The organism is Nonomuraea angiospora (genome assembly GCF_014873145.1).
Classification (GTDB): domain Bacteria; phylum Actinomycetota; class Actinomycetes; order Streptosporangiales; family Streptosporangiaceae; genus Nonomuraea; species Nonomuraea angiospora.
Genome location: NZ_JADBEK010000001.1, coordinates 8,879,943 through 8,902,939, shown reverse-complemented (window position 1 = coordinate 8,902,939; position 22,997 = coordinate 8,879,943). Strand labels below are relative to the sequence as shown.

General features: G+C 72.3%; 21 protein-coding genes. 13 read left to right on the top strand and 8 right to left on the bottom strand.

The window, feature by feature from the left end; translation table 11 throughout:
- Positions 1 to 10: 10 nt before the first annotated feature.
- From H4W80_RS41130 to H4W80_RS41120, 3 genes are read right to left on the bottom strand one after another with little or no spacing between them, the layout of a single operon-like run.
- On the bottom strand, positions 11 to 1,048 hold the full coding sequence (locus H4W80_RS41130; protein WP_192789990.1) for a sulfotransferase family protein: 1,038 nt from the start codon (positions 1,046 to 1,048) through the stop codon (positions 11 to 13).
- A gap of 20 nt (positions 1,049 to 1,068) precedes the next feature.
- Positions 1,069 to 1,896, bottom strand: a complete 828-nt coding sequence (locus H4W80_RS41125; protein ID WP_225963929.1) for a CDP-alcohol phosphatidyltransferase family protein — start codon at positions 1,894 to 1,896, stop codon at positions 1,069 to 1,071.
- A gap of 48 nt (positions 1,897 to 1,944) precedes the next feature.
- The gene (locus tag H4W80_RS41120) at positions 1,945 to 3,393 is read right to left on the bottom strand and encodes a glycosyltransferase family 2 protein (protein ID WP_192789988.1); all 1,449 of its coding nucleotides are present in this window, start codon (positions 3,391 to 3,393) and stop codon (positions 1,945 to 1,947) included.
- Between the two features lie 147 nt (positions 3,394 to 3,540).
- Between H4W80_RS41120 and pseH the strand changes: the two genes are divergently transcribed.
- Entirely contained in the window at positions 3,541 to 4,032 is a 492-nt protein-coding gene (gene pseH / locus H4W80_RS41115) for a UDP-4-amino-4,6-dideoxy-N-acetyl-beta-L-altrosamine N-acetyltransferase (protein ID WP_192789987.1), read from the top strand.
- Positions 4,029 to 5,072 carry a pseudaminic acid synthase gene (pseI, locus tag H4W80_RS41110; RefSeq protein ID WP_192789986.1) on the top strand — a complete coding sequence of 348 codons (1,044 nt, stop codon included), beginning with the start codon at positions 4,029 to 4,031 and terminating at the stop codon, positions 5,070 to 5,072. Before pseH ends, pseI begins: the two co-directional genes overlap by 4 nt.
- Here the strand turns inward: pseI and H4W80_RS41105 are convergent.
- A complete protein-coding gene (locus tag H4W80_RS41105; protein WP_192789985.1) occupies positions 5,053 to 6,036 on the bottom strand; it encodes a PseG/SpsG family protein in 984 nt (327 codons plus the stop codon). The two genes, pseI and H4W80_RS41105, sit on opposite strands and share 20 nt — an antisense overlap.
- Positions 6,033 to 6,761: a cytidylyltransferase domain-containing protein gene (locus H4W80_RS41100; protein WP_192789984.1), complete on the bottom strand. Its 729-nt coding sequence runs from the start codon at positions 6,759 to 6,761 to the stop codon at positions 6,033 to 6,035. Before H4W80_RS41100 ends, H4W80_RS41105 begins: the two co-directional genes overlap by 4 nt.
- Positions 6,762 to 6,865: 104 nt before the next feature.
- Between H4W80_RS41100 and pseB the strand changes: the two genes are divergently transcribed.
- Both pseB and H4W80_RS41090 read left to right on the top strand, forming a co-directional pair.
- Positions 6,866 to 7,843, top strand: coding sequence for a UDP-N-acetylglucosamine 4,6-dehydratase (inverting) (gene pseB / locus H4W80_RS41095; RefSeq protein WP_192789983.1), 978 nt, complete (start codon positions 6,866 to 6,868; stop codon positions 7,841 to 7,843).
- Positions 7,843 to 8,967: a DegT/DnrJ/EryC1/StrS family aminotransferase gene (locus H4W80_RS41090; RefSeq protein ID WP_192789982.1), complete on the top strand. Its 1,125-nt coding sequence runs from the start codon at positions 7,843 to 7,845 to the stop codon at positions 8,965 to 8,967. Before pseB ends, H4W80_RS41090 begins: the two co-directional genes overlap by 1 nt.
- Here H4W80_RS41090 and H4W80_RS41085 read toward each other — a convergent pair.
- Genes H4W80_RS41085 through H4W80_RS41075 form a run of 3 tightly spaced genes read right to left on the bottom strand, consistent with a single transcriptional unit; the run spans position 8,964 to position 13,336 of the window.
- The gene (locus tag H4W80_RS41085) at positions 8,964 to 10,850 is read right to left on the bottom strand and encodes a glycosyltransferase family 2 protein (RefSeq protein ID WP_192789981.1); all 1,887 of its coding nucleotides are present in this window, start codon (positions 10,848 to 10,850) and stop codon (positions 8,964 to 8,966) included. The genes H4W80_RS41090 and H4W80_RS41085 overlap by 4 nt on opposite strands.
- Before the next feature lie 45 nt (positions 10,851 to 10,895).
- On the bottom strand, positions 10,896 to 12,524 hold the full coding sequence (locus H4W80_RS41080; protein WP_192789980.1) for a hypothetical protein: 1,629 nt from the start codon (positions 12,522 to 12,524) through the stop codon (positions 10,896 to 10,898).
- Positions 12,500 to 13,336 carry a hypothetical protein gene (locus H4W80_RS41075; RefSeq protein WP_225963927.1) on the bottom strand — a complete coding sequence of 279 codons (837 nt, stop codon included), beginning with the start codon at positions 13,334 to 13,336 and terminating at the stop codon, positions 12,500 to 12,502. The genes H4W80_RS41080 and H4W80_RS41075 overlap by 25 nt, the downstream gene beginning before the upstream one ends.
- Positions 13,337 to 13,498: 162 nt before the next feature.
- On the opposite strand from H4W80_RS41075, the gene H4W80_RS41070 reads away from it, so the two are divergent.
- The 9 genes from H4W80_RS41070 (at position 13,499) to H4W80_RS41030 (ending at position 22,995) form a co-directional block, all read left to right on the top strand.
- Entirely contained in the window at positions 13,499 to 13,747 is a 249-nt protein-coding gene (locus H4W80_RS41070) for an acyl carrier protein (RefSeq protein ID WP_192789979.1), read from the top strand.
- Entirely contained in the window at positions 13,722 to 14,480 is a 759-nt protein-coding gene (locus tag H4W80_RS41065; protein ID WP_192789978.1) for an SDR family NAD(P)-dependent oxidoreductase, read from the top strand. Before H4W80_RS41070 ends, H4W80_RS41065 begins: the two co-directional genes overlap by 26 nt.
- Complete coding sequence (locus tag H4W80_RS41060; RefSeq protein WP_192789977.1) at positions 14,480 to 15,787, top strand: AMP-binding protein; 1,308 nt, start codon at positions 14,480 to 14,482, stop codon at positions 15,785 to 15,787. Before H4W80_RS41065 ends, H4W80_RS41060 begins: the two co-directional genes overlap by 1 nt.
- Positions 15,788 to 15,815: 28 nt before the next feature.
- Entirely contained in the window at positions 15,816 to 16,874 is a 1,059-nt protein-coding gene (locus H4W80_RS41055) for a LuxE/PaaK family acyltransferase (RefSeq protein ID WP_225963926.1), read from the top strand.
- Positions 16,874 to 18,094, top strand: coding sequence for an acyl-CoA reductase (locus tag H4W80_RS41050; RefSeq protein WP_192789976.1), 1,221 nt, complete (start codon positions 16,874 to 16,876; stop codon positions 18,092 to 18,094). The genes H4W80_RS41055 and H4W80_RS41050 overlap by 1 nt, the downstream gene beginning before the upstream one ends.
- Positions 18,091 to 20,235, top strand: a complete 2,145-nt coding sequence (locus tag H4W80_RS41045; RefSeq protein WP_192789975.1) for a hypothetical protein — start codon at positions 18,091 to 18,093, stop codon at positions 20,233 to 20,235. The genes H4W80_RS41050 and H4W80_RS41045 overlap by 4 nt, the downstream gene beginning before the upstream one ends.
- Positions 20,236 to 20,344: 109 nt before the next feature.
- A complete protein-coding gene (locus H4W80_RS41040; RefSeq protein ID WP_192789974.1) occupies positions 20,345 to 21,556 on the top strand; it encodes a glycosyltransferase in 1,212 nt (403 codons plus the stop codon).
- 3 nt (positions 21,557 to 21,559) lie between these two features.
- Positions 21,560 to 22,258 (top strand): class I SAM-dependent methyltransferase, encoded by a 699-nt coding sequence (locus H4W80_RS41035; protein WP_192789973.1) that lies wholly within the window; start codon positions 21,560 to 21,562, stop codon positions 22,256 to 22,258.
- Between the two features lie 65 nt (positions 22,259 to 22,323).
- A complete protein-coding gene (locus H4W80_RS41030; protein ID WP_192789972.1) occupies positions 22,324 to 22,995 on the top strand; it encodes a polysaccharide deacetylase family protein in 672 nt (223 codons plus the stop codon).
- The last annotated feature ends 2 nt before the right edge of the window (positions 22,996 to 22,997 follow it).

Genomic DNA, 22,997 nt, shown 5'->3' with positions numbered 1-22,997 from the left:
GACGGCGTTTTCAGACCGGCTCGGCCAGCTCCGCGCGCTGCTGTGGGATGCCTGCCAGGGACCGCTGGCGCGCGGTCAGCATCGCGGCCACCGGGCTCGGCTCGCGCAGCCGGTTGAACCGGTCGCGCATCTGCTTGCGCATGCGGCTGGCCTTGCGCTTCTGCATGGTCTTCTGGCAGGCGGTCACGTGCTCCTTGGCCGGCTTGGGCGCGCCGGTCAGCTCGTACCCCATGGACTCCAGGCGGTCGCCGAGCATGTGCTCGCACAGCGCGATCTCCCAGTCGTCCAGCCGGTTCGCCCAGCTCCCGACGCGGGTGCGGATGACCTCGCCGTGCGTGTTGCTGTGCCAGACCTTGTGCTGCGGCACCGCCACGCTGGCCGCCTCGCGCGGGGAGACCATCGAGACCGAGAACTCCTCGTCGAGGAAGTGGCAGAGCTTCTTCAGCTCGGTCATCGGGTCGTCGGTGAGGTCCTCGTACCGCAGCTCGTAGTACGTGTCCTCGCCCAGCGTGCGCTTGAGCCGGCCGCCCGCGTCGATGGCCTCGGCCCAGGTGGCGACCGCGTGGAAGGAGTCCAGCGTGTACCAGGGCATCTCCTTCAGCGAGGCCACGCAGTCGCGGCCGTCCCTGATGAGGTGGATGAACTGGGCGTCGGGGAAGAGCCTGAGCAGCAGGTCGACCTGCTTGACGTAGCTGGGCCGCTTGTCGCCCCAGCGGACCTTGTCGAACCGGTCGGCGTACATGCGGAAGGCCGTCCCGATCACCGATCCCAGCGAGCCGGGGCCCTCCACGGCCTGCCTGACGAAGTCGTCCTTGTCGATCTTGAGCTCGCGGAACTTCGTGCTGCGGTCGGTCGCGATCCACTGCGCCAGCGCGCGGCGGCGGGAGACGATCCGAAGGTCGCCCCACGTCCTGCGGCGGAAGTAGGCGGGAATGAGGAACCGCGTCTCCGGCGGCACCGCCATGCGGGGGTGCGAGTGGAGCATGAGCTGGAGCATCGTGGTGCCGGACCGCGGACATCCAATGACGAAGACTGGCCGGTCGGACATTTCGTAGTAACCCCCGAAAACTAGACGAGAACGTGCTCTCGGCTCTCCTGAGAGGAGGGCACGCCGTGCCTGCGCGTGAAGCGCCACAACCGGTAGACAAGGAAGACCTCGTTGACCAGCAGCAGCACCCCGGCCACCGCGGCGAGCGGGATCAGCGCCCATGCCCCCGCAAGGGGCGCGACCACGAACACCGCGGCGTGAAACTCGATGCCGCTGATCAGGTGCGAGCGGACCCGGTGCCGGGCCAGGAACCTGTTGAACCGCCTGGGGAAGCTGCGCGGCCGGCGTGCCCTCGGGACGAGCGCCACCCGCTCGAGCGAGTCGATATCCTCATCGGACTCGGGCTCCGGCTCGCGCTCCCCCCGCTCCTCCCTGACGGCCTCGCGGACGCGCTTCATCTGCGGCGCGTTGACGTACCGGAAGAGGTCCAGTACGGCCACCGCCGCCCCGAGCACGACGTAGCGCACATCCGAGGTGAGGGCGTACTGCCCGTATGCCAGCCCCCCGGCACACAGGACCACCCTGACCCGGTCCCCCACGTAGTCGAGCCAGAGGCCGAACGGCGTGCCCGTGCCCTTCAGGCGGGCGATTTTGCCGTCCACGCAGTCGATCATGAAGCTGAGATAGAAGACCACGGCGCCCGCTACGTGGTGGTTCAGGGCGAAACAGGTGGCCGACACCGCACCGAGGACCAGCGAGATCACGGTGAGGGCGTTGGGTGTCAGGTGGGTGTGGTTGGCGATGGGAAGGGCGACCCGGCAGGCGACCGGATCCACGAAATAGACGGTCCACCAGGAATCTCTCCGCTTGCGTGTCTCGAAGACGTCATCGAGCGAATAGGTCCTCATGGACTCCAGCATGACCACGCGACGCGCCCGATCGATTACTCTCTGGAACTACTGGGTGATGTCCATGCCGCTTCTTGACCAACCCGGCACGGAAAACCGCCACGCGGAGTTCGCGTCCCCATCCCTGAACCAGCTCTTGAGCACGAGGCCGCGGGTCTCGGCGCGCACCATGAGCCGCCAGGTCGGCCCCCCGCCTTCGAGCCGCTTGGGGTCGAAGGCCACAGAGACGCCGTGGCGGCCGGCGCGCCGCACCTCCAGCGGCACCCGGCGGCGGCCGTCGCTGAGCCACAGGTTGACCTTGCCGACCTTGCGGTCCACCCGGTGGATCGCCACCTGCCCGCGAAGGCGGTATTCGGACCCGGTCCACGCGCACTCCTCGACCCTGGCGACCAGCTTGAGCTCGTCGCGGGCGTCGAACACCTCGTCGGGGATCCGGAGCCGGCGGCGCTTGCGGAAGAAGGGATAGTCGCCGTACCAGTTGGTGACGCGCAGCCCCCGCGGCACGATGCGGGTGCCGTCCTCGCAGGTGCGCCGGAACTCGCGCACCTTGCGCAGCTCGGCCACCAGGCCGCGCCTGAGCAGGTGCAGCTCCAGGCGGCGCAGCGAGGGCGCGGTGGCCAGCGCCTTCGGGCTCAGCGTGGCCAGCCACGCGTCGGCCAGCTCCAGCAGCGCCCCCGCCTCGTCGCTGCCCTCCAGCGCCTGGAACAGGAACACGATGTCCTTCTCCAGCACCAGCGCGTCGAAGCCGGCGAGCAGCTCGGGCGCCCGCTCGTCGAGGAAGGAGCGGACCGAGCGGATGGCGGCCAGCCGGTCCCACAGGTTGGGCAGCTCGGCCCGGCGCTGCGTGATCGAGGTCTCCCCCGCGTCCCGCTTGCGCCAGTGGTAGACCACGTCGCCGACCATGTCGACGCTGCCCGCCAGGACGTGCGCCTGCATGGCGACGGGCACATCCTCGTAGATTCCGGCGGGGAAGGCCAGCGCGTTGCGCTCCCAGAAGTCGCGCCGGTAGACCTTGTTCCACACCGTGCGATCCCTGACCAGCACCTGCTTGTCGGTGATGTGCGTGCACAGCTCCGGCCGCCTGAACGCCCTCTCGTGCAGGATCGACTCCTCCAGCACGCCGTCCACGAGCCGGGCCACCGCGCCGCACGCCAGGTCGGAGCCGGTCTCCGCGAGCGTGCCGACGAGCCGCTCGTACGCCTCCGGCGGCACGACGTCGTCGCTGTCGGCGAAGGCGAGATAGGTGCCGCGGGCCTGGCGGATCCCCACGTTGCGCGCGGGACCCGGGCCCAGGTTGTCGCGCTGGTCGATGAGGGCGAAGCGGCCGTCGCGCGCGACGAAGTCGGCGGCGACGCGCCGGCTGCCGTCGCCGGAGCCGTCGTTGACCAGGATGACCTCGATGTCGTCCAGGGTCTGGGCGGCCAGCGACTTCAGGCATTCCGTGATGTACGGCTCGACGTTGTAGATCGGGACGACCACGCTGAGCAGGGGGATCATCCGATTTGCTCCTTGGCTCTCGGGATGTGGGTTCGAGGGCAGCATGCCTTGACCACTCCGTGGATTCCGTGTCCCTGATCAGCTCTTTACCGGACGCATAATCGGCTACGTTGAGCAATTGATTGGACACCAAAAGTAGGGGGAGCGGTGCTGAGAAGCGTCGAGGACAAAGATCTGCCGTCCATGCGGCGATGGCGCAACCACCCACGCGTACGAGCGGCCAGCTTCGCCACGCACGAGATCGCGGAGGACGAGCACGCCCAGTGGTGGGAGGCCACCCGGGCCGACGCGCGCAAGCGCGTGCTGATCTACGAGCACGAAGGAAACCCCGCGGGCGTGGTGACCTTCTTCGGCCTGTCGTCCGAGAGCGCCTCGTGGGGCTTCTACCTGGACCTGGAGGGGCTGGAGCAGTCGGGGGAGCTGCTGCGGGCCTGGATCGGCCTGGAGCGGGCGGCGATCGACCACGCCTTCGGGACGCTCGGCCTGACGACGTTGCGCGGGGAGGTGCTGGCCTGCAACGAGGCGGTCAGGCGGCTGCACCGGCGGTTCGGCTTCCTGGAGGTGGGGGCCTACCTGCGGGACGTCGACGGCGAGTCCCGCGACGTCGTGGCCATCCGGCTCGTGAAGGAGCGGTCATGATCTCCATCGAGGGGCGGCCGATCGGGCGGAACGACCCGCCGTTCGTCGTCGCCGAGCTGTCCGGCAACCACAACGGGAGCCTGGAGCGGGCCCTGGCCATCGTGGACGCGGCGGCGGCGGCCGGGGCGCACGCGGTGAAGCTGCAGACCTACCGGCCCGACACGCTGACCATCGACTGCGACGGGCCCTCCTTCCGCGTGGGCGACGGGCACGGCCTGTGGGGCGGCGAGAGCCTCTACCGGCTCTTCCAGCGCGCCCACACGCCGTGGGAGTGGCACCAGCCGATCTTCGAGCGGGCGCGCGAGCACGGGCTCACCGCGTTCTCCACACCCTTCGATCCCACGGCGGTCGAGTTCCTGGAGAAGCTGGAGGTGCCGGCGTACAAGATCGCCTCGTCGGAGATCGTGGACCTGCCGCTGATCAGGCTCGTGGCCGCCACCGGCAAGCCGGTGATCATCTCCACCGGGATGGCGTCGCTCGGCGAGATCGACGCCGCGCTGGCCGCCGCCCGGGAGTCGGGCTGCACGCAGCTGGCCCTGCTGTCCTGCACGGCCAGCTATCCCGCTCCCCCCGACGAGAGCAACCTGCGGTCGCTGATGGCGCTGGCCGCGCTCACCGGCGTGGAGGTCGGGCTCTCCGACCACACGCCCGGGATCGGGGTGCCGCTGGCCGCGGTGGCGCTGGGGGCGTGCCTGATCGAGAAGCACGTCACCCTGTCGCGCGCCGACGGCGGGGTGGACTCGGCCTTCTCGCTGGAGCCGGACGAGCTGGCGGCGCTGGTGGTGGAGAGCCGGCGGGCATGGCTGGCGCTGGGAGAGGTGATGATCGGGCCCCGGCCGTCCGAGCTCGAAGGGCTGCGCTTCCGCCGGTCGCTCTACGTGGTGCGGGACGTGCGCAAGGGCGACGTGGTGACCCCGGAGAACGTACGGTCGATCCGGCCGGCGGGCGGCCTGCCCCCAGACGCGGCCACGGTGGTCATGGGGCGCCAGTTCACCAAGGACGCAGCCTACGGCACGCCGCTCACCTGGGATCTGATCTAAGGAGCGCGTCGGCGACGCGTTCCCTGCCCTTGCCGTCCACGAGGCCGCGGCCCCGCCGCCCGTGCTCCTCGCGGGCGGCGGGGTCGGCGAGCAGGCGGGCGAGCACGCCGACCGCCGCGGCGTCGGCCGCGCGCCCGAGCCCGGCCGCGACGCCCCGGCCGACGAGCTCCTCGTAGCCGATGAGCTGGTTGTCCGCCACCCAGGTCAGGGCGGTGGGGACGCCGAGGTGGAGCAGCTCCCAGACGGCCGAGCCGGCGGCGGTGACCACCAGGTCGGCCCCGGCCATGAGCTCGGGCAGCCGATCCGTCGGCGGGACCACGGTGATCGGCCCGCCCGCCTCGAAGGGCATGGGGCTCCCGAACAGCGTGGGGCTGATCACCGTCGCCTCGAACGGCACCCCGGTCGCCAGGAGCGCCCCGGCCCAGGCGGGGGCGACGCCGGCGCTGTCGGTGCCGCCGAAGAAGCACAGCACGCGCGGCACCGGCCCCGACGGCCGCGCCCGCCCGCGCCCGCGGACGCTGTCGCGCAGGAGCACGTAACGCGCCCCGGCCAGGCGCCGGTCGGGCACGGGGAAGGGGCGGCGCTCCGCGCCGAGGTTCTGGTCCAGGTAGAGATCGGCCTCCTGGCCCAGCGGGTCGCCGTCCACGATCGCGAGCACCGCCAGGCCCGCTTTCCGCAGCGCCGCCCCCGTCCCCTCCGGCAGCTCGTACGAGTCGAGGACCGCGGCGTTCAGCCGGAGCTCCCGGGCCAGCGCCGCCAGCCGGGCCGGCTCCTCGGGGGCGGGCACCAGCGGTAGCCCGCGCTCGCGCAGCTGGGCCCGCGCCCAGGCGGACCCGCGCACCTCGCCCAGGAAGGTCACCTCGACGCCCCGCGCGCGCAGCTCCTCGGCCAGCGCCACGCACCGCACCAGGTGGCCGACCCCGCTACGCACCCCGGCGTCACACCGGAAGCCGACCCGGATCACGCGTCCTGGAGCTCCTTCTGCTGGACATGGGCGTTGAGCCCGCAGACCTCGGGGCGCTCCCGCAGCCAGCTCACCAGCGTCCCGAACGGCACGCACCGGTCGCCGAGACCGTCCACCACCCGGGAGATTAGCCGCCAGTCGTCCTCGGTGTCGAGCGTCACCCGCAGGTCGCCGGCGACCGGCTGGTAGGCCAGCCCGAGCAGCCGCGCGTCGTCCGGATGCGAGTAGACGTAGGAGGTCACGTGGGTGCGGTGGAAATCGGCGGCCTCGGCGTCGGCCCGCTCCAGCGCGCCCCTGCCCACGATCTCCACGTCGAGCCCGCGCGGCAGCGTCCGCGTCAGAGCGGTGCTCAGGTAGTCGAGCCCGCGCACCGCGCGGAACACCAGCGCCGCCTCCCTGATCACGGCCGGGTCCAGCAGCGGGCAGTCCGCCGTGAACCTCATCATCGCGTCCCACCGCCGCCCCGCCAGCGCCTCCACGAACCTCGTCAGCACGTCGTCCACCGGGCCCCGGTGCCAGGCCACGCCGAGCCGGCGGCACTCGGCCACGACCGCGTCGTCGGCCTGCTCCGTCGTGGTGGCCACCACGAGCTCGTCGAGCGCGCCCGCCTCGCGGGCGGCGCGGACCACCCATTCCAGCACCGACCGGCCGCCCAGCTCCCGGAGCACCTTGCCCGGCAGGCGTGTCGAGCCCATCCGTGCCTGAACAATCCCGACAATGCGCACCGATGCCCCAATCCCCCGTGTGACAGTGTGTCGCTGATCGATCGCGCTATGCTACCGCCCTGCTCGAACGACTACTGCGCGTAAGCGCGAACCCAGGGGGCCACGTGAGCATTCTCAGTGGATCGTCGATTCTGATCACCGGAGGCACGGGGTCCTTCGGCAAGGCGTTCATCCGCAACGCACTCGACTCGCTGGGGGTGCGGCGCCTGGTGGTCTTCTCCCGCGACGAGCTCAAGCAGTACGAGACCAGGCAGCTCTTCGGCGACGACGAGCGCCTGCGCTGGTTCATCGGCGACGTCAGGGACCGCGACCGGCTGTCCCGCGCCATGCACGGCGTCGACTACGTGGTCCACGCGGCCGCGCTCAAGCAGGTGGACACGGCCGAGTACAACCCGTTCGAGTACGTCCGCACCAACGTCGCGGGGTCACAGAACGTGGTGGAGGCCGCGATCGACAGCGGCGTGCGCAAGGTGGTCGCGCTCTCCACCGACAAGGCCTCCAGCCCGATCAACCTGTACGGGGCCACGAAGCTGGTCGCCGACAAGCTCTTCGTCTCCGCCAACCACTACGCCGCCGCCCACGAGACCCGCTTCTCCGTCGTCCGCTACGGCAACGTCGTCGGCAGCCGGGGCTCGGTGGTGCCGCTCTTCCTGCGCCTGGCCGAGCAGGGCGCCAGCCTGCCGATCACCGACAAGCGCATGACCAGGTTCTGGATCACACTCGAGCGGGCCGTCCAGTTCGTGGTGGACTCGTTCGACCTGATGCGGGGCGGCGAGCTCTACGTGCCGCGCCTGCCGAGCATGCGCATCACCGACCTGGCCGAGGCGCTGGCGCCGAGCAGCCCGATCTACGAGATCGGCATCAGGCCCGGCGAGAAGCTGCACGAGGAGATGATCGGGCCGGACGACGGCCGCAGGACGCTGCGCCTGGCCGACCGCTACATCGTCCAGCCGACGATCGCGACCTGGGGCTACACGCCGCCGCAGACCGGCGAGCCGCTGCCCGAGGGCTTCTCCTACCGCTCCGACACCAACGACGAATGGCTCTCGGTGGACGACCTGCGCGCCATGGTGGCCCGCTGATGCTCCCCTACGGACGGCAGTCGATCATCGAGTCCGACATCGAGGCGGTCGCCGAGGTGCTGCGCGGCGACTGGCTGACCACCGGGCCCGCGGTCGGCAGGTTCGAGGCGGAGCTGGCCCGCTGGACCGGCGGCGTGCCGTGCGTCGCGGTCACGTCGGGGACCGCCGCGCTGCACGTCGCCTACGTGGCGGCCGAGGTGCGGGCAGGTGACGAGGTGGTCACCTCGCCCCTGACGTTCGTGGCGACGGCCGCCACGGCCGCGCTGCTGGGCGCGCGGGTGGTCTTCGCCGACGTGCAGCCCGACACGGGCAACCTCGACCCCGACGCCGTCGCCGCCCTGGTCACCCCGAGGACGCGGGTCGTCACGGCCGTGGACTACGCGGGCCATCCCGCCGACTACGACGAGCTGCGGGCGGTCGCCGACCGGGCCGGGGCGGTGCTGATGGCCGACTCGGCGCACTCGATCGGGGGCGCGTACAAGGACCGGCCCGTGGGGGCGGCGGCCGACCTGACGACCTTCTCGTTCTTCCCGACCAAGACCGTGACCACGGCGGAGGGCGGGGCGGTGGCGGCGGCCGACCCCGAGCGGTTCCGGCGGGCCGCCCGCTTCAGGAACCACGGCCTGGTCAGGGAGCCCGCCGACCAGCGTGAGCCGGACGTGGGCGGGTGGCACCAGGAGGTGCACGAGTTCGGGCTGAACTACCGGCTGCCCGACGTGCTGTGCGCGCTGGGCGTCAGCCAGCTCCGGCGGCTGGAGCGCTTCCGCGAGCGGCGCCGCGAGCTCGTCGCGCGCTACAACGCGCTGCTGCGCGACGTGCCGGGGCTGACCCTGCCGGCGCAGCGCGCGTACGTGCGGCCGAGCTGGCACCTCTACCCGGTCCGGGTCCGCGACGGCCGGCGGCGCGAGGTCTACGAACGCATGCGCGCTGCCGGCATCGGCGTGCAGGTCAACTACCTGCCGGCGTACTGGCACCCGGTGTTCGAGGACCTCGGCTACCGGCGTGGGCTCTGCCCGCGGGCGGAGGCGTACTACGCCGAGGAGCTGTCGCTGCCGCTGTTCCCCGACCTGACCGACGACCAGCAGGACCGGGTCGCGGAGACCCTGGCGGCCGTCCTGCGCTAGCGCTCCGCCAGCAGCAGGCAGCCGTCCTCGCCCCGGTCGACGAGGAAGCGCCTGGCCGCGACGGTCGCGATCGGCCGCTGCCCGGTGCGCACCAGCGGGCGGATGGGTGTGCCCTGGTCGATGACGACCTCCCACCACGACTCGTGGCCGATGCTCTCGTCGATGTCGGCCAGCGGCACCCGCGCGTGGAAGTCGCGCCCCGCCAGCGCCACCGGGAAGTACATCTCCTCGCCGTCGCTCCTGCGCCGCAGCCGCAGCACCGGCTCGCCGTCGCCGATGTCGCTGATCTCCCCCGAGAACACCAGGTCGCCGCCGTCCACCCGGCACTCCCCGATGGTCGCCCGCGCCTTGCGCAGGCGCAGGCCCCAGGCGCCCTTGGCGCTGCGGATCGGCACCAGCCACACCCCCGACCTGCGCCTCGGCGCCGGAATCAGGGGCGGCGACCAGCGCGGCCCGGCCACCCGGCCGTCGAGCCGCAGCCCATGCCCCCTGAGCTGCACGCGCAGGTCCCATCGGCCGCGCCGGGCGAGGTGCGCGGGCGTCAGCACGGCCGGGTCGAACGCGAAGCGGAACGGGAACGCGTGCTCCGGCAGCGCGCCGCCGTCTTCCTGCACCACGTTCTCCCAGGTGGGCGCGCTCTCCTCGTCGGACAGCGGGATGGTCGCGCCGGTCCTGCGCTCCTCCAGCCAGACCCGCACCCGCATGCGGCGCAGCTCCCCCACGTCGAACCGGCCCACCGCCACCCGGCCCGCGCCGCAGAGCACGCTGTCGCGCCAGTCGAGGTCGACCAGCCGGGCTACCAGGGCCAGCTCGCCGGAGACCTCCGACAGGTGCGGCGGCATCGACGGGTGCCTGGCGTACCAGCGCCTGCGCAGCAGCCCGGCCGCGCCGACGCGCGGCTGCAGCTGCCCGCAGCGGTCCTGGGTGAACACGTACGCCAGCTCGCCCAGGCGCCGCTGGTGCAGCAGGTGGACCTGGAGGCGCTGGGCGAACGGGATGCTGTGCCAGGCCTCGCGCGACACGCCGTCGAGATAGCGGACGATCATGTCGAGCAGGGCCGGGTCCGCCGTCGTGCCCATGGCGGCCATGGCCTCCACGGCCACGGCCATGTCGATGTCCAGCGTGTCGCGGTCGAAGTCCGGCTTGAGCGCCGGCGCCCCGCGGCCCAGCAGGGAGGCGGTCTGCAGCACCGACAGGAGCCGGTCGCGCAGGTTGTCGGGCTCCAGGCAGCGCTGGGTGATCGAGCTGCCCGGCTCGTCGCGCTGCCGCCAGTGGTAGACGATCGAGGCCAGCACGTCCACCGACCGCGCTCCCACGTGGGCCGCCATCGCGACGGGCTGGTCCTCGTACATGCGCTCAGGGAAGCTCAGGCCGAGCCGCTCCCAGAAGGAGCGGCGGTAGACCTTGTTCCACAACATGCGGTCGCGGATCAGCAGCGGGTGTCGGGTGATGTGGGTGCTCTTCAGGGGCTTGGCGAACGCCTCCCGGTGGGCCCATGACGGGATGAGCTGGTTGCGGTAGAGCCGCATGACGTTGCCGCAGGCCAGGTCGGAGCCGGTGGACTCGAGCGAGGTCACCAGGCGTTTGAACGCGTCGCGCGGCACGGTGTCGTCACCGTCCACGAAGGCCAGGTAGCGGCCGGTCGCCCGGCGTACGCCCACGTTGCGGGCGCGGCCCACGCCCATGTTGCGCTGTCTGATGAGGCTGACCCGGCCGTCGTCCGCCTGCCTGGCCTCGACGACCGCAGGGCCGTCGTCGAGGCTGCCGTCGTCGACGCAGATCACCTCCAGGTCGCCCAGCGTCTGGGCGGCGATGGAGTCCAGGCAGGGTCCGATGTACTTCTCGACGTTGTAGAACGGAACGATCACCGAAAGAACCGGCACACCTATTCCTCTTCCTTTCGTCCTACGTCCTTCTTGCTGCACGTGTCAGCCGGACAGGAGGCGGATGACCTTGCGGGCGACCCTGCGGGGGCGCGCCAGGCGGCGGGAGAGGCGATATCCGAGCGTCCTGCGGAAGGCGCTGGCCTTGCGCTGGGTCCTGCGCAGCTTGGCCTTCGCCCTGACCAGCTCGCGTTCGCGGTAGGAGAGCTTGGTCTCCAGGCGCGAGATCCTGGCCAGCGCCGCGGTGAGCTGGTCGGCCAGGCGGTCACGGGCGCCCAGCAGGTCCCGGTAGGTGGGCGCGTGCTCCGCCACCTCGGCGGGGCAGCCCAGCTCGGCGTCCAGCTTGCGGGCGCGGTCGAGGTCGCCCTGGTCGCAGGGGCGCTCGGCCATGCCGCACAGGGTCAGCGCGAGCTGGTCGGCCTCCAGCGGCCACGGCCACGGATGGTGGTGACCGGCCGCCAGCAGCCTGACCGCGAACCGCCACAGGATCCGGCACAGGACGACTTTCGGGCCGGGCGGGGTGGACGGGCCGGCGGCAGGGCTGATGGCCGCGAACCGCTCGCCGTCGTACACCAGGCTGTCGGTCGCGGCCGTCACGTCGCCGCCCGCCTCCAGCCATTCGGCCAGCCGGGCCAGCAGCTCGCGCACGGTCCTGACGTCCTCGCGGGCGCACGCCTCGACGAGGATCTCCTCGACGACCCGGCCGGCCGGGATCGGCAGCTCCTCGCCGTCCGGCAGCCGCCTGGCGCCGCCGCCGGTGAGCTCGTACAGGGCGGAGCCCTCCTCGACCAGCCCCAGCGGCAGCTCCACGGGATCATCATCGTCCGAAGCGGCGGTGGCCACGGCCAGCCAGAGCGGCGCGAGCTCCTCACCCAGGCCGTGCCGGAACACCAGGCGGGTCAGCCGGAGCGGGTCGGCCACCAGCATGCGGTCGCCGCCACGCGCGCTCAGCGGGAACGTGAGGGCGTCCGGCAGGTCGGCGGCCAGCGCCTCGCGGGACAGCAGCGCCCGGGGCGCCTGCCTGCCCGGATACGCCGCGTAGCACCGCCGCACGCGCAGCCCCGCCGACTCCAGCCCGCGGTCGAGCGCCTCCGGGCCGCTGGGGTAGCTCGGGTCGAAGCCGTGCGGCGCCCACTGGTCGTCGCCGCCCTCCCGGTCCGCGGGCCTGGCCTCCAGGAACCGATCGACGCCCAGGTCGTTGCGTACGCCGAGCACCAGCCGCCCCCCGGGCGCGACCAGCCCGGCCAGCGCCGCCAGCGACTCGCTCCACGCCGCCGCCGGGGCCTCGGCGGAGTGCGTGCGCAGCAGCCCGTCGAGCGCGAGCACCAGGTCGTACGGCCGCTCCGCGGCGAACACCTCCAGCCGCCCGCAGAACACCGCCAGCCCCGGGTGCCGTTCGCCCAGGGCGCAGGCGTCAGGGTAGGAGCGCAGCAGCACGGCCGCCGACGGGGCCCGCGCGACCACGTCGTCCACCAGCACCTGCGGATGCGGGCCGACCAGCAGCACCCGGCCGCTGTCGGGGACGAGCCGGCCGACCAGCTCCAGCGCCGCGCCCCGCCAGTCCGTTATGCCGCCCATGTTGGACATGTCGGACCACAGCAGCATCTCCCCGCCGATCAACCGAACGTTCTCGGGCGCCTCCCCGGTGATCACGTGCGCGCCCCCCGTTTCCATCCGAACATTCGCCGTAGCTCCTCCGGTGTCGCCTGATAGTCGAATCCCAGCTCGCGCCGCGCCACCTCCGACGCCAGCTCGGGGTCGACGCGCGTGCCGTGCAGCTCCGGCCAGAGCCGCATGCGGCGCGCCGTCCCCCCGTACTCGGGACGCTCGTCCTCGAACTGCATCGGATCCCCGTACACCGCCACCTCGCATCCCACCGAGGCGCCGTAGAACAGCGCGCTGCCGAGCCGGTTGGAGGCCACCCTGCGGTGGCGTCGCAACTGGACCAGCTGCTTGCGCAGGAAGTCGCGTCCCTTTCCCTCCCACCGGGAGCCGCGCTCGCCATGGCAGATGACCCGGAATCCCCTCGATTCGTACGCTCGCCGAATGTCCGGATTCGCGAATTCCAGCCAATAAAGGCAGACCGTGACCGGACCGGTCTCGACATTTCGGATTTCGTCGGCCAACCGGGCATGGTCACCACTGACGGAATGCTTTTCCCAGCCATGAAAGGGATACCAGATCGTACCCTTGCGTTCAGGGACCACGCCCAGCTCAGGCTCCAGATGAAGAAGGTAGATCCACGGCGCGCCGATGAGGTAGTGCCCCCTGCGGCCCATCGACCAGCCTCGGCGACGTAGCACGTCAGACCAGATGAAACGGGGATATCCGGGGCTGCACCAGTGGTCGTTGGGCGGAAATCCGTGGAGATAGTTCCATCCGTGCTGGAGGAAGCCCTGGATGCGTTTAGGCGTCTCATCCGGCAGGCCACAGTATCGGCCGATTATGCGAGAGTGCCCGTACCAGTGATTGGATTCGTCCATCATTTCCCCCGTACGGTGGACCGTGTCCCGTCCGACATTCCCAGCCCTCAACGGGTGCCACGCCTCGTTATACGGTTCCATTACCCGAGAGGGGGCCTTGGTTTTCTCCTGGCTCGCAATTCCCGCTACACTACGTCGTGGCTTGAGGACAGAGAGTGAGTGATCATGAGTCATCTCGACCGCCTGCGGGCCGTCTTCCGCAGTGCGCTCAACCTTCCGGCCGACGCCGACGTCGACGGGCTCGAATACCGCGCCATCCCCCAGTGGGACTCACTGGCCCACATGGCGTTGATCGCCGCGATGGAGGACGAGTTCTCCGTCATGATCGACACCGACGAGATGATCGACATGAGCTCGTTCGCCGAGGCGGCCGGGCTGCTGGAGAAGCATGGCATCGGCGCCGCCGCCCTCTGAGGCCAGGGTCGTCCTCGTCACGGGCTCGACGGCGGGCATCGGCCGGGCCGTCGCGCTCACGCTGGCCGGGGCGGGCCACGACGTGGTGCTCCACGGCCGCGACGAGGAGCGCGCCGCGAAGGCCGCCGCCGAGGTCGCGGAGGAGACCGGCGGGGTGACCGCCTCGGTCGCCTGCGACGTCGGCGACCCCGCCGCCGTCTCGGCCGTGATGCGGCAGATCTACCAGCGCCACGGCCGCCTCGACGCCCTCGTGATCAATGCCGGCATCCACGCGGCCGGCCCGCTCGGCATGGCCCACCACGACACGGTCGAGCGGCTCTTCCAGGTCAACGCGGTCGGCGCGACGTACACGCTGCAGTCAGCGCTCAGGCTGCTGCGGCGGGGCGGCTCCCCCGCGGTGGTCCTGGTCTCCTCGATGATGGGCCGCATGGGCGGCGCGGGTCAGGCGGTCTACTCCGCCACCAAGGCGTCCGTGATCGGCCTCACCAAGGCCGCCGCCAAGGAGCTGGGGCCCGCCGGGATCCGGATCAACGCCGTGGCCCCCGGCTACATCCAGACCGACATGCTCGCCACGCTCGACAAGGAGAGCCGGGCGGCCACGGTCGCCGCGACCCCGCTCGGGCGGCTCGGCACGCCCGCCGACGTCGCCCGCGTGACCGCGTTCCTGCTCTCGCCCGAGGCGGGTTTCGTCACCGGCCAGATCATCGGCGTCGACGGCGGGCTGGTGCTGTGATGTTCCCCCACCCACAGGCCCGGCTCGTCGTCGCGGGAGAGGCGGCGGGCCTCGGCGGCGACGAGCTGGCCGGCCATGTCGCGCGCACCGCGGAGGCCCTGACCCGGCTGCGGCCCGGCCCGCTGTTCTGCGGCATGCGCAACAACCTCACGTCCGTCCTGCGCTACCTCGCCGCCTGGCGGTCGGGCCGGCCGATCGCGCTGCTCGACCCCGACCTGACTCCCGGGGCGCTGGCCGAGCTGGTGGCCCGGTTCCGGCCGGCGGCGCTGCTCGGGTTCACGCACGCGGCCGACGGCTCGCCGCCGCCGCGCCGCGACGCGCCCGAGCCGCACCCCGACCTCGCCGTGCTCCTCGCCACCTCGGGCTCGACCGGCAACCCCAAGCTCGTACGCCTGTCGCGCCAGGCCGTGCTGGCCAACGCCACCGCCATCGCCACGGCCCTGGCCATCGTCCCCGACGAGATCGCGCCCACCAGCCTGCCGCTCCACTACAGCTACGGGCTGTCCGTGCTCAACAGCCATCTGGTCGCCGGGGCGACGGTGATACTGACGGAGGCGGGGCTGCTGGAGCGCTCGTTCTGGACCCATCTGGACGCCCACCGGTGCACGTCGCTGGCCGCCGTCCCCTACCAGTACGAGATGCTGCGGCGGCTGCGTTACGACCGCTCCGAGCACCCCGCGCTCGCCACCCTGACGCAGGCCGGCGGGCGGCTCGGCCAGGACCTGGTCCAGGAGTTCGCGGGCCAGGCCGACCGGTTCTTCGTGATGTACGGGCAGACCGAGGCCACGGCCCGGATCGCCGTCCTGCCGCCCGACCGGCTGGCCGACAAACCGGGATCCGCCGGGCCGGCCATCCCCGGCGGGCGGCTGAGCATCGACGAGGGCGAGGTCGTCTACCACGGGCCCAACGTCATGATGGGCTACGCCGAGACGGCCGCCGACCTGGCCAGGGGCGACGACCTGGGCGGGGTGCTGCGCACCGGCGACCTGGGCCGGCTCGACTCCGAGGGCTTCCTCTACCTCACCGGGCGGCTCAAGCGCATCGCCAAGATCTTCGGCGTGCGGGTCAACCTCGACGACGTCGAGCGCCTGCTGCGCGGCTCCGTCCCGGTGGCGGCGACCAGCGGCGACGACCGCGTGACCGTGTGGGCCGAGGGCCTCGACGCGGCCGGCCGCGCGGGCCTGGCCCGCAGGCTCGGCGCCGAGCTGCGGGTCCATTGGAGCGGGTTCGACGTGCGGGCCGTCGACAGCCTCCCGCTCCTGGCCACCGGCAAGATCGACTACCGCGCCCTGGAGTCACGCACATGAGCGTTCTCAGTCCGGCGGAGGGTGGCGGATGAGCGTCTTCAGTCCGGCCGAGCCCGAGCGGATGCGGGTTTTCACTCTGGCGGAGCCCCAGCGGGAGGTGGCGCTGGTGAGCGAGCTGGCGGCGCTGACCGAGCGGCATCGGCGGGCGTGCGCCCCCTACCGGCGGGTGCTCGACGCCATTCAGGCCGGCCCCCCGTACGAGCGGCTCGCGGACCTGCCCTGGCTGCCGGTGCGGCTGTTCAAGACGCACGAGCTGCGCAGCGTGCCCGAGGACCAGGTGTTCAGGGTGCTGACCTCCAGCGGGACCACCGGGCAGCGGCCCAGCCGGGTCTACCTCGACCGCGAGGCCGCCGCGGCGCAGCCGCGGATGCTGGCGGCCACGCTCAGGGAGGTGCTGGGCGGGCGGCGGCTGCCGATGCTGGTCGTGGACAGCCGCTCGGTCGTCCGCGACCCCACGCTGAGCGCCCGCGGGGCCGGGGTGCTCGGGATGATGAACTTCGGCAGGGACCACACGTTCGTGCTCGACGAGCGGGGCCGGGTGGACGCCGAGGCGGTCAAGGGGTTCCTGGCCCGCCACGGCGGCGAGCGGTTCCTGATCTTCGGGTTCACCTTCATGGTCTGGCTCTACCTGCGCGACCTCGGCGCTGACCTGTCGCAGGGGACGCTGGTCCACTCCGGCGGCTGGAAACGGCTGGCCGAGCAGGCGGTCGACAACGCCGAGTTCCGGCGGCGGCTGGCGGCCGAGTGCGGGCTGACCCGGGTGCACAACTTCTACGGGATGGTCGAGCAGATCGGGACCGTCTTCCTGGAGGGGCCCGACGGCGACGGGCTCTACTGCCCCGACTTCGCCGATGTCGTGGTCCGCGATCCGGAGACCTGGCAGGAGGTCCCCGTCGGCGAGCCGGGGCTGATCGAGGTCGTCAGCACGCTGCCCACGTCCTACCCGGGCCACGTCCTGCTGACCGAGGACCTGGGCGTGGTGCGCGGCGTCGACGACGGGTGCTGGCCGGGCAAGCGGTTCGAGGTGCTGGGCAGGCTGCCCAGGGCCGAGGCGCGCGGCTGCAGCGACACGATGGGGCGGTCCTGATGCTGGACGACCCGAAGCTCGACGTGCGCTTCCCCGCCGCCCCGCCGGCGCCCGCCGAGGACCTGCTCGGTGAGCTGCGCGGCGGGCTCGACGTGGGCGACGAGCGGGTGCGCGAGTTCCTGTCGGCCTTCGGCAAGCTGCTGCTGCGGCCCGCGCTGGCGCGGCGCCACCCCGAGCTGGGCTCGCTCGGCTTCTTCCTGCGCCCCAGCGAGCTGGCCCGCACCGTCGACGGCCTGGCCAACGAGCACGTACGCGTCCCGCGCGGCATGGTCTTCCACATCCCGCCGGCCAACGTCGACACCGTCTTCGTCTACTCCTGGGCCCTGTCGGCGCTGATGGGAAACCGCAACATCGTGCGTCTCTCGCCGCGCTCCGGCGCGGTCGCCGAGGTCATCCTGGAGACGCTGCACGACGCGCTGACCGACGCCGACCCCGTCATAGCGGCGACCCAGCGCATCGTCTCCTACGGCCGCAGCGACAGCGTCACCGCCGCGCTCTCGGCGGCCTGCGACCTGCGGGTGGTGTGGGGCGGCGACCGCACCGTGCAGGAGATGCGGCGGCACCCGCTCGCCCCGCACGCCCGCGACCTGGTCTTCCCCGACCGCTCCTCGTTCGCCGTCGTGGGGGCGGCGGCCTGGCTGTGCGCGCCCAGGGCCGCGCGGGTCACCGTGGCCGAGGGCTTCGTCAACGACACCTACTGGTTCGACCAGGCCGCCTGCTCCTCGCCCAGGACGGTGTTCTGGGTCGGCGCGGAGGGCGACTGCGACACGGCGCGGGCCGACTTCTGCGAGCACGTGTCACGCGTGGTCGCGGTCCGCGGGTGGGGCGTCGACGCCGCGATGGCCGTGGAGAAGCGGGTCTCCACCTACGGCCTGGCCGCCGACGGGCTGGCGGAGAGCATCGAGTTCCGGGGCAACGCGCTGGCCAACGTCACGCTGTCGGCCGCCGCCGCCGCGCCCAGGCAGTGGCTGGGCGCCGGGACGTTCGCGCACGCCAGGCTCGGCTCGCTGGCCGAGCTGGGCTCGCTGGTCGAGCGGCGCGACCAGACGATGACGCACTTCGGATTCGCCAGGGCCGAGCTGGAGCAGCTGGCCAGAGAGCTGGGCGGGCGCGGGGTCGATCGCATGGTGCCGATCGGGAGCGCGCTGAGCTTCCATCGGGTGTGGGACGGGTTCGATCTCCCGGCCGAGTTCACGCGACTGGTGACCGTGATCAGATGACGTTCGCGCCACCCGCGGCCTCGCCCGCCCGGCGGCCGGCTCCGTCCAGGCGGTGGCTCGGGTGGTTGCCCGCGGGGGTCGTGTGCGCCGGTGCCGTGGTGGTGTTCCTGTGGTGCGGGGTCTCCGCCCGTGACCTGGCCGTATTCGCGGCCTACCTCGGGGCCGGGGTGGCGCTGCCGGGGACGCTGCTGTGGCGGGCGCTCACCGGCGGCGGGAGGTCGACGGCGGAGGACGTCGCGGCGGGGCTGGCGCTGGGGTACGCGGTCGAGGTCCTGGCCTATCTCCCGGCCAGGGCGGCCGGGGCGCCGCTGCTCGTGCTGGCGCCGTCGGCGGGGGTGCTCTGCGCGTTCGCCTGCGTGCCCCGGCTGCGGCGGCACTGGCGGAGCGGGGCCGAAAGGGAGCGCGTGCCCGCGTGGAGCGCGTGGATGCTGGCGGCGGGCGTGGCCTACCTGATCGCGTGGAGCACGGTCAACCTCTACCGCCTGCCGGTCTCCGCCGCGTACGTGGACCTGCCCTACCACCTGGCGCTGGTCGGCGAGGTCAAGCACCACGTGCCGCCCACGCTGCCGTCCGTGCTGGGCGAGCGGCTGTCCTACCACTGGTTCGTCTACGCCGAGCTGGCCGCCACGAGCTGGGTGACCGGGATCGAGCCGGTGACGCTGGTCTACCGGCTGGCCACGCTGCCGATGACGGCGGCCATGGTGGTGCTGGTCGCGGTGCTCGGGCGGCGGCTGGGCGGGAGCTGGGGGGCCGGGGTCGCGGCGGCCGGGGTCGCGTACCTGCTGCTGGGTCCGGTCCTTCAGGAGGACGTGGTCTTCACGACGCGGCCGATGTTCACCGCCTGGGCCAGCCCGACGCAGACCTTCGGGGCGCTGCTGTTCGCGCCCGTGGTGCTGCTGCTGACCGGCGGGCGGCTGCTGACCGGCGGGCGGGGGTGCTGGGCGGCACTGGTCGTGCTGCTGCTGGCGCTGACCGGGGCGAAGGCCACGTTCCTGCCGTTGCTGCTCGCGGGGCTGCTGGTCGTGGTGGCCGTGCGGTGGGCGGTGGAGCGGCGGGTGCCGGGCGCGTGGCTCGGCGCGGCCGGGATCACGCTGGCGTGCCTGCTGGTCGCGCAGTTCGTGGTGTTCGGGCGGGGGTCCCAGGGGACGACGATCGCGCCGTTCGCGGCGATGCGGGGGCTCTGGGGGCTGGTGACGGGTGTGGCGGCGCCCGAGCTGGCCGCCGTGCCGGTGACGCCGTTGCTGGTCCTGACCGTCGTGCACCTGTTCTGCCTGCTCTGCGTGTGGGGCGGGGTGGCGGCGCTGGGCCGGCGGGCGCTGGAGCCGTCCATGTCGCTGCTGCTCGGCATGGGGGCGGCGGGGGTCGGCGCGGCGGTGGTGCTCGGGCACCCGTCGGACTCGCAGCTCTACTTCCTGGAGAGCGTCCGGCCCTACCTGTCGATCGCCGCGGTGTGCGGGGTGGCCGGGCGGCGGGTGCCGTGGGGCCTGGTGGCGGCGGGGGCGGGGGTCGCGCTGCTCGCCGCGTGGATCGGGGTGCCCGGGGACGCGGCGGTGCGGGCGGTGGTGCCGTACCTGGTGCTCGGGGTGGTGGCGGCGGCGGTGCTGCTGTGGCGGCGCGGAGCCGTGCTGGCGGTGGTGGCGCTGCTGGCGGGATACGCGGTGCCGGCCTCCGCGCGCGAGCTGGTCCTGCGGGTGGTGCCCGAGGGCCGCGAGACGGAGATCCCGGCGGGGGCGCTGAGGGCGGGGCGGTGGTTGCGCGAGCACTCCTCGCCCGGCGACGTGGTGGCCACCGACCTGCACTGCCGCCCCGTCGAAGCGCCCGGGTGCGACAGCCGGCACTACTGGGTGTCGGGGTTCACCGAGCGGCGGGTGCTGGTCGAGGGATGGGCGTACGCCGAGAGCACGCTGGCGCGGGCCGAGCTGTTCGTCTCGCCGTATCTCCAGGTGCCCTTCGCGGATCCCGTACGGCTGGCGGCGAACGACGCGGCCTTCCGAACGCCGACGGCGGAGAACGTCCGGCGCCTCGCCGAGGTCTACGGCGTCAAGTGGCTCTTCACCGGGATGAACCCGGAATTGGGGAAATACGCGCGACTGCGCTTCCGCAATTCGTCCTTCTCCGTTTATCGGCTCACCGCCCGGTAAAGGTCTCTCCCCCTCACGGAATGCTGCGAAGAAACGGCCCGCGCCACGCTGGACGGCCCCAGGAACATTTCCATGGACGTACGGCCACCGATCAGGATCAGGGACTCCCATGAAAACGCGTGCCGCGACGGAGCCGAGCCCCCGCGTTCTCGACACCACGGCCCGGCCGGCGAGCGTCGACATCGTCATCCCCGTGCTCAACGAGGAACGCGCCCTGCCCGGCTGCGTCCGCACGCTGGCCCGCTTCCTCGGCGACGGCTTCCCGCTGCCGTGGCGCATCACGATCGTCGACAACGGCAGCACCGACGCCACCTGGCCGGTCGCCAACGAGCTGGCCGGGCAGTTCGAGCGCGTACACGCCCGCCGGCTCGACATCCGGGGCCGGGGCGCGGCGCTGCGCGCGGCCTGGCAGGACAGCCCCGCCGACATCGTGGCGTACATGGACGTCGACCTGTCCACCGGCCTCGGCGCCCTGTTCCCGCTGGTCGCCTCGGTGGCCGGCGGCCACTCCGAGATCGCGATCGGCACGCGGCTCGCGCGCGGCGCGCGCACCCGCCGCTCGCTGCGCCGCGAGGTGGTGTCGCGCGCCTACAACGCCCTGCTCAGGTACGGCTTCGGCGTCCGCTTCAGCGACGCCCAGTGCGGCTTCAAGGCGGCCAGGGCCGACGTGGTCAGGCCGCTGATGGCCAAGGTCGAGGACGACTCGTGGTTCTTCGACACCGAGCTGCTCCTGCTGGCCGAGCACAACGGGCTGCGCGTGCACGAGGTGCCCGTGGACTGGATCGAGGACACCGACTCTCGCGTGAAGATCGTCAGGACGGCCGTCGACGACCTGAAGGGGCTGGCCCGGGTCGCCTGGTCGATGTCGATGGGCCGGGCCCGCGTCGAGGTGGCGCGGCCCGAGCTGAGGCCCACGCATCCGGACGCGGTCGTGGCGCGGCCCCGCGCGGTGACGATGGCGAAATTCACGTCGTTCGCCGTGACAGGCATTGTTTCCGCGATTCTGTACGCGCTCATTTATCTGCCGCTGCGCGATGTATGGTCTCCGGCGGTGACGAATTTCGCCGCGCTCGTCCTCGCCGGGGTCGTCCACACCGAGGCGAACCGCCGCTGGACATTCCACCGGCGCACCGCCGTGCACGTGCGGGCGGCGGCGCTTTTCCTGGCCCACTACGCCCTCACCACCATGGCCGTGCTCGCGCTGCCCCGCGGCGCCGGGCGGCTGACGGAGGTCAGCGCGGTCGCCGGCACGTACTGCCTGCTCACCTTGATCCGCTTCACCGCCCTGGACCGCTGGGCCTTCTCCCGTACGAGGAACTGATCGATGGAAACCACTGAGATCCGCCGCCTGATCGCGCTCGAGGACACCCACTGGTGGTACCGCGAGCGCCGGGCCATCCTGCGCAGGGAGCTGCGCGGGCTGGGCCGTCCCGGGCGGGCGCTGGACATCGGCGCCGCCGGCGGCGGGAACACCAGAGTGCTGGTCGAGGCGGGCTGGGAGGCGACCGCGAGCGACTCGTGCGCGACGGCGGTCGAGGTGGCCAGGCAGCGCGGGCTCAAGGCCGTGCGCGCCGACGCGCGGGCGCTGCCGTTCGAGCCGGGGAGCCTGGACCTGGTGACCGCGTTCGACGTGCTGGAGCACGTTCGCGAGGACCACCTGGTCGTGGAGGAGATCGCCAGGGTGCTGGCGCCCGGGGGGCACGCGCTGATCGCGGTCCCGTGCGACATGGCGCTGTGGTCGGCCCACGACGACGCGGTGGGGCACGTGCGCCGCTACGCCCGCGAGTCGCTGACCGTCGTGGTGCAGCAGGCCGGGCTGAAGGTCGATCGCGTCTGGAGCTGGAACGTGCTGCTCCGCCCCCTCGTCGCTCGCCACCGGCGCCGCTCCAGGGGCAGCGACCTGCGGAAGATGCCGCTCCTGGTCAACGCGGGGCTGTCGGCGGTCGTGCGGGCCGAGCGGTATCTGCCGGTCAAGTCGCTCAAGGGCGTCACGCTGTTCCTGCGGGCCCGGCTCGGGCGATGAGCGTGTTCAGACCGAGACGTGGGGGTGTTCCACGGTGTGCGCGCATTGGCCCTAGGCTGTGATCCGTGGTGATTCATGCCCTGCTGGCGGCCGCGCTGGCCACGACCTCGCTGCCCGCCCAGGCGGCGACGGTCGACTGTGACCGGGTCAAGTGCCTGGCGCTGACGTTCGACGACGGCCCGGGCGAGGGCACCCCGACCCTGCTCAAGCTTCTCAAGCGGGAGGGGGTCAAGGCCACGTTCTTCCTGGTCGGCAAGCAGGTGGAGCAGCGGCCGCAGATCGCCAGGCAGACGCTGGCGCAGGGACACGCGATCGGCAACCACACCTGGTCGCACGCCTCCCTGCCGACGCTGCTCGACGAGCAGATCCTCGACGAGCTCAAGACCACGCAGGACGCCATCCAGCAGGCCACGGGGCTGCGGCCGACGATGTTCCGCCCGCCGTACGGGCACACCGACGACCGCGTGCTGGGCCTGGCCGACCAGGTGGAGCTCGGGCAGGTGCTCTGGACCGGCACGACGCTCGACTGGAAGCTGCGTGACGCCAAGAAGATCAAGGCCGCCGTCCTCAGGCTGGCCAAGCGCGACGGAGTGATTCTCATGCACGACACGGTCCCGGCGACCGTGAAGGCCATGCCCACCATCCTCAAGGAGCTCAAGAAGCAGGGCTACCACCTCGTCACGGTGCCTACCCTGCTACGCGGCAAGAAGCTTGAGCCCGGAGTGAGCTACCCCTGACC

What these genes read in the sequence shown, in the direction of transcription:
- H4W80_RS41130 (WP_192789990.1), bottom strand. Translation starts at nt 1,048, where the DNA reads ATGTCCGACCGGCCAGTCTTCGTCATTGGATGTCCGCGGTCCGGCACC.
- H4W80_RS41055 (WP_225963926.1), top strand. Translation starts at nt 15,816, where the DNA reads ATGAGCGTCTTCAGTCCGGCCGAGCCCGAGCGGATGCGGGTTTTCACT.
- pseI (WP_192789986.1), top strand. Translation starts at nt 4,029, where the DNA reads ATGATCTCCATCGAGGGGCGGCCGATCGGGCGGAACGACCCGCCGTTC.
- H4W80_RS41060 (WP_192789977.1), top strand. Translation starts at nt 14,480, where the DNA reads ATGTTCCCCCACCCACAGGCCCGGCTCGTCGTCGCGGGAGAGGCGGCG.
- H4W80_RS41065 (WP_192789978.1), top strand. Translation starts at nt 13,722, where the DNA reads ATGGCATCGGCGCCGCCGCCCTCTGAGGCCAGGGTCGTCCTCGTCACG.
- H4W80_RS41045 (WP_192789975.1), top strand. Translation starts at nt 18,091, where the DNA reads ATGACGTTCGCGCCACCCGCGGCCTCGCCCGCCCGGCGGCCGGCTCCG.
- H4W80_RS41090 (WP_192789982.1), top strand. Translation starts at nt 7,843, where the DNA reads ATGCTCCCCTACGGACGGCAGTCGATCATCGAGTCCGACATCGAGGCG.
- H4W80_RS41075 (WP_225963927.1), bottom strand. Translation starts at nt 13,336, where the DNA reads ATGATGGACGAATCCAATCACTGGTACGGGCACTCTCGCATAATCGGC.
- H4W80_RS41070 (WP_192789979.1), top strand. Translation starts at nt 13,499, where the DNA reads ATGAGTCATCTCGACCGCCTGCGGGCCGTCTTCCGCAGTGCGCTCAAC.
- H4W80_RS41050 (WP_192789976.1), top strand. Translation starts at nt 16,874, where the DNA reads ATGCTGGACGACCCGAAGCTCGACGTGCGCTTCCCCGCCGCCCCGCCG.
- H4W80_RS41120 (WP_192789988.1), bottom strand. Translation starts at nt 3,393, where the DNA reads ATGATCCCCCTGCTCAGCGTGGTCGTCCCGATCTACAACGTCGAGCCG.
- H4W80_RS41035 (WP_192789973.1), top strand. Translation starts at nt 21,560, where the DNA reads ATGGAAACCACTGAGATCCGCCGCCTGATCGCGCTCGAGGACACCCAC.
- H4W80_RS41125 (WP_225963929.1), bottom strand. Translation starts at nt 1,896, where the DNA reads ATGAGGACCTATTCGCTCGATGACGTCTTCGAGACACGCAAGCGGAGA.
- H4W80_RS41080 (WP_192789980.1), bottom strand. Translation starts at nt 12,524, where the DNA reads ATGGAAACGGGGGGCGCGCACGTGATCACCGGGGAGGCGCCCGAGAAC.
- H4W80_RS41040 (WP_192789974.1), top strand. Translation starts at nt 20,345, where the DNA reads ATGAAAACGCGTGCCGCGACGGAGCCGAGCCCCCGCGTTCTCGACACC.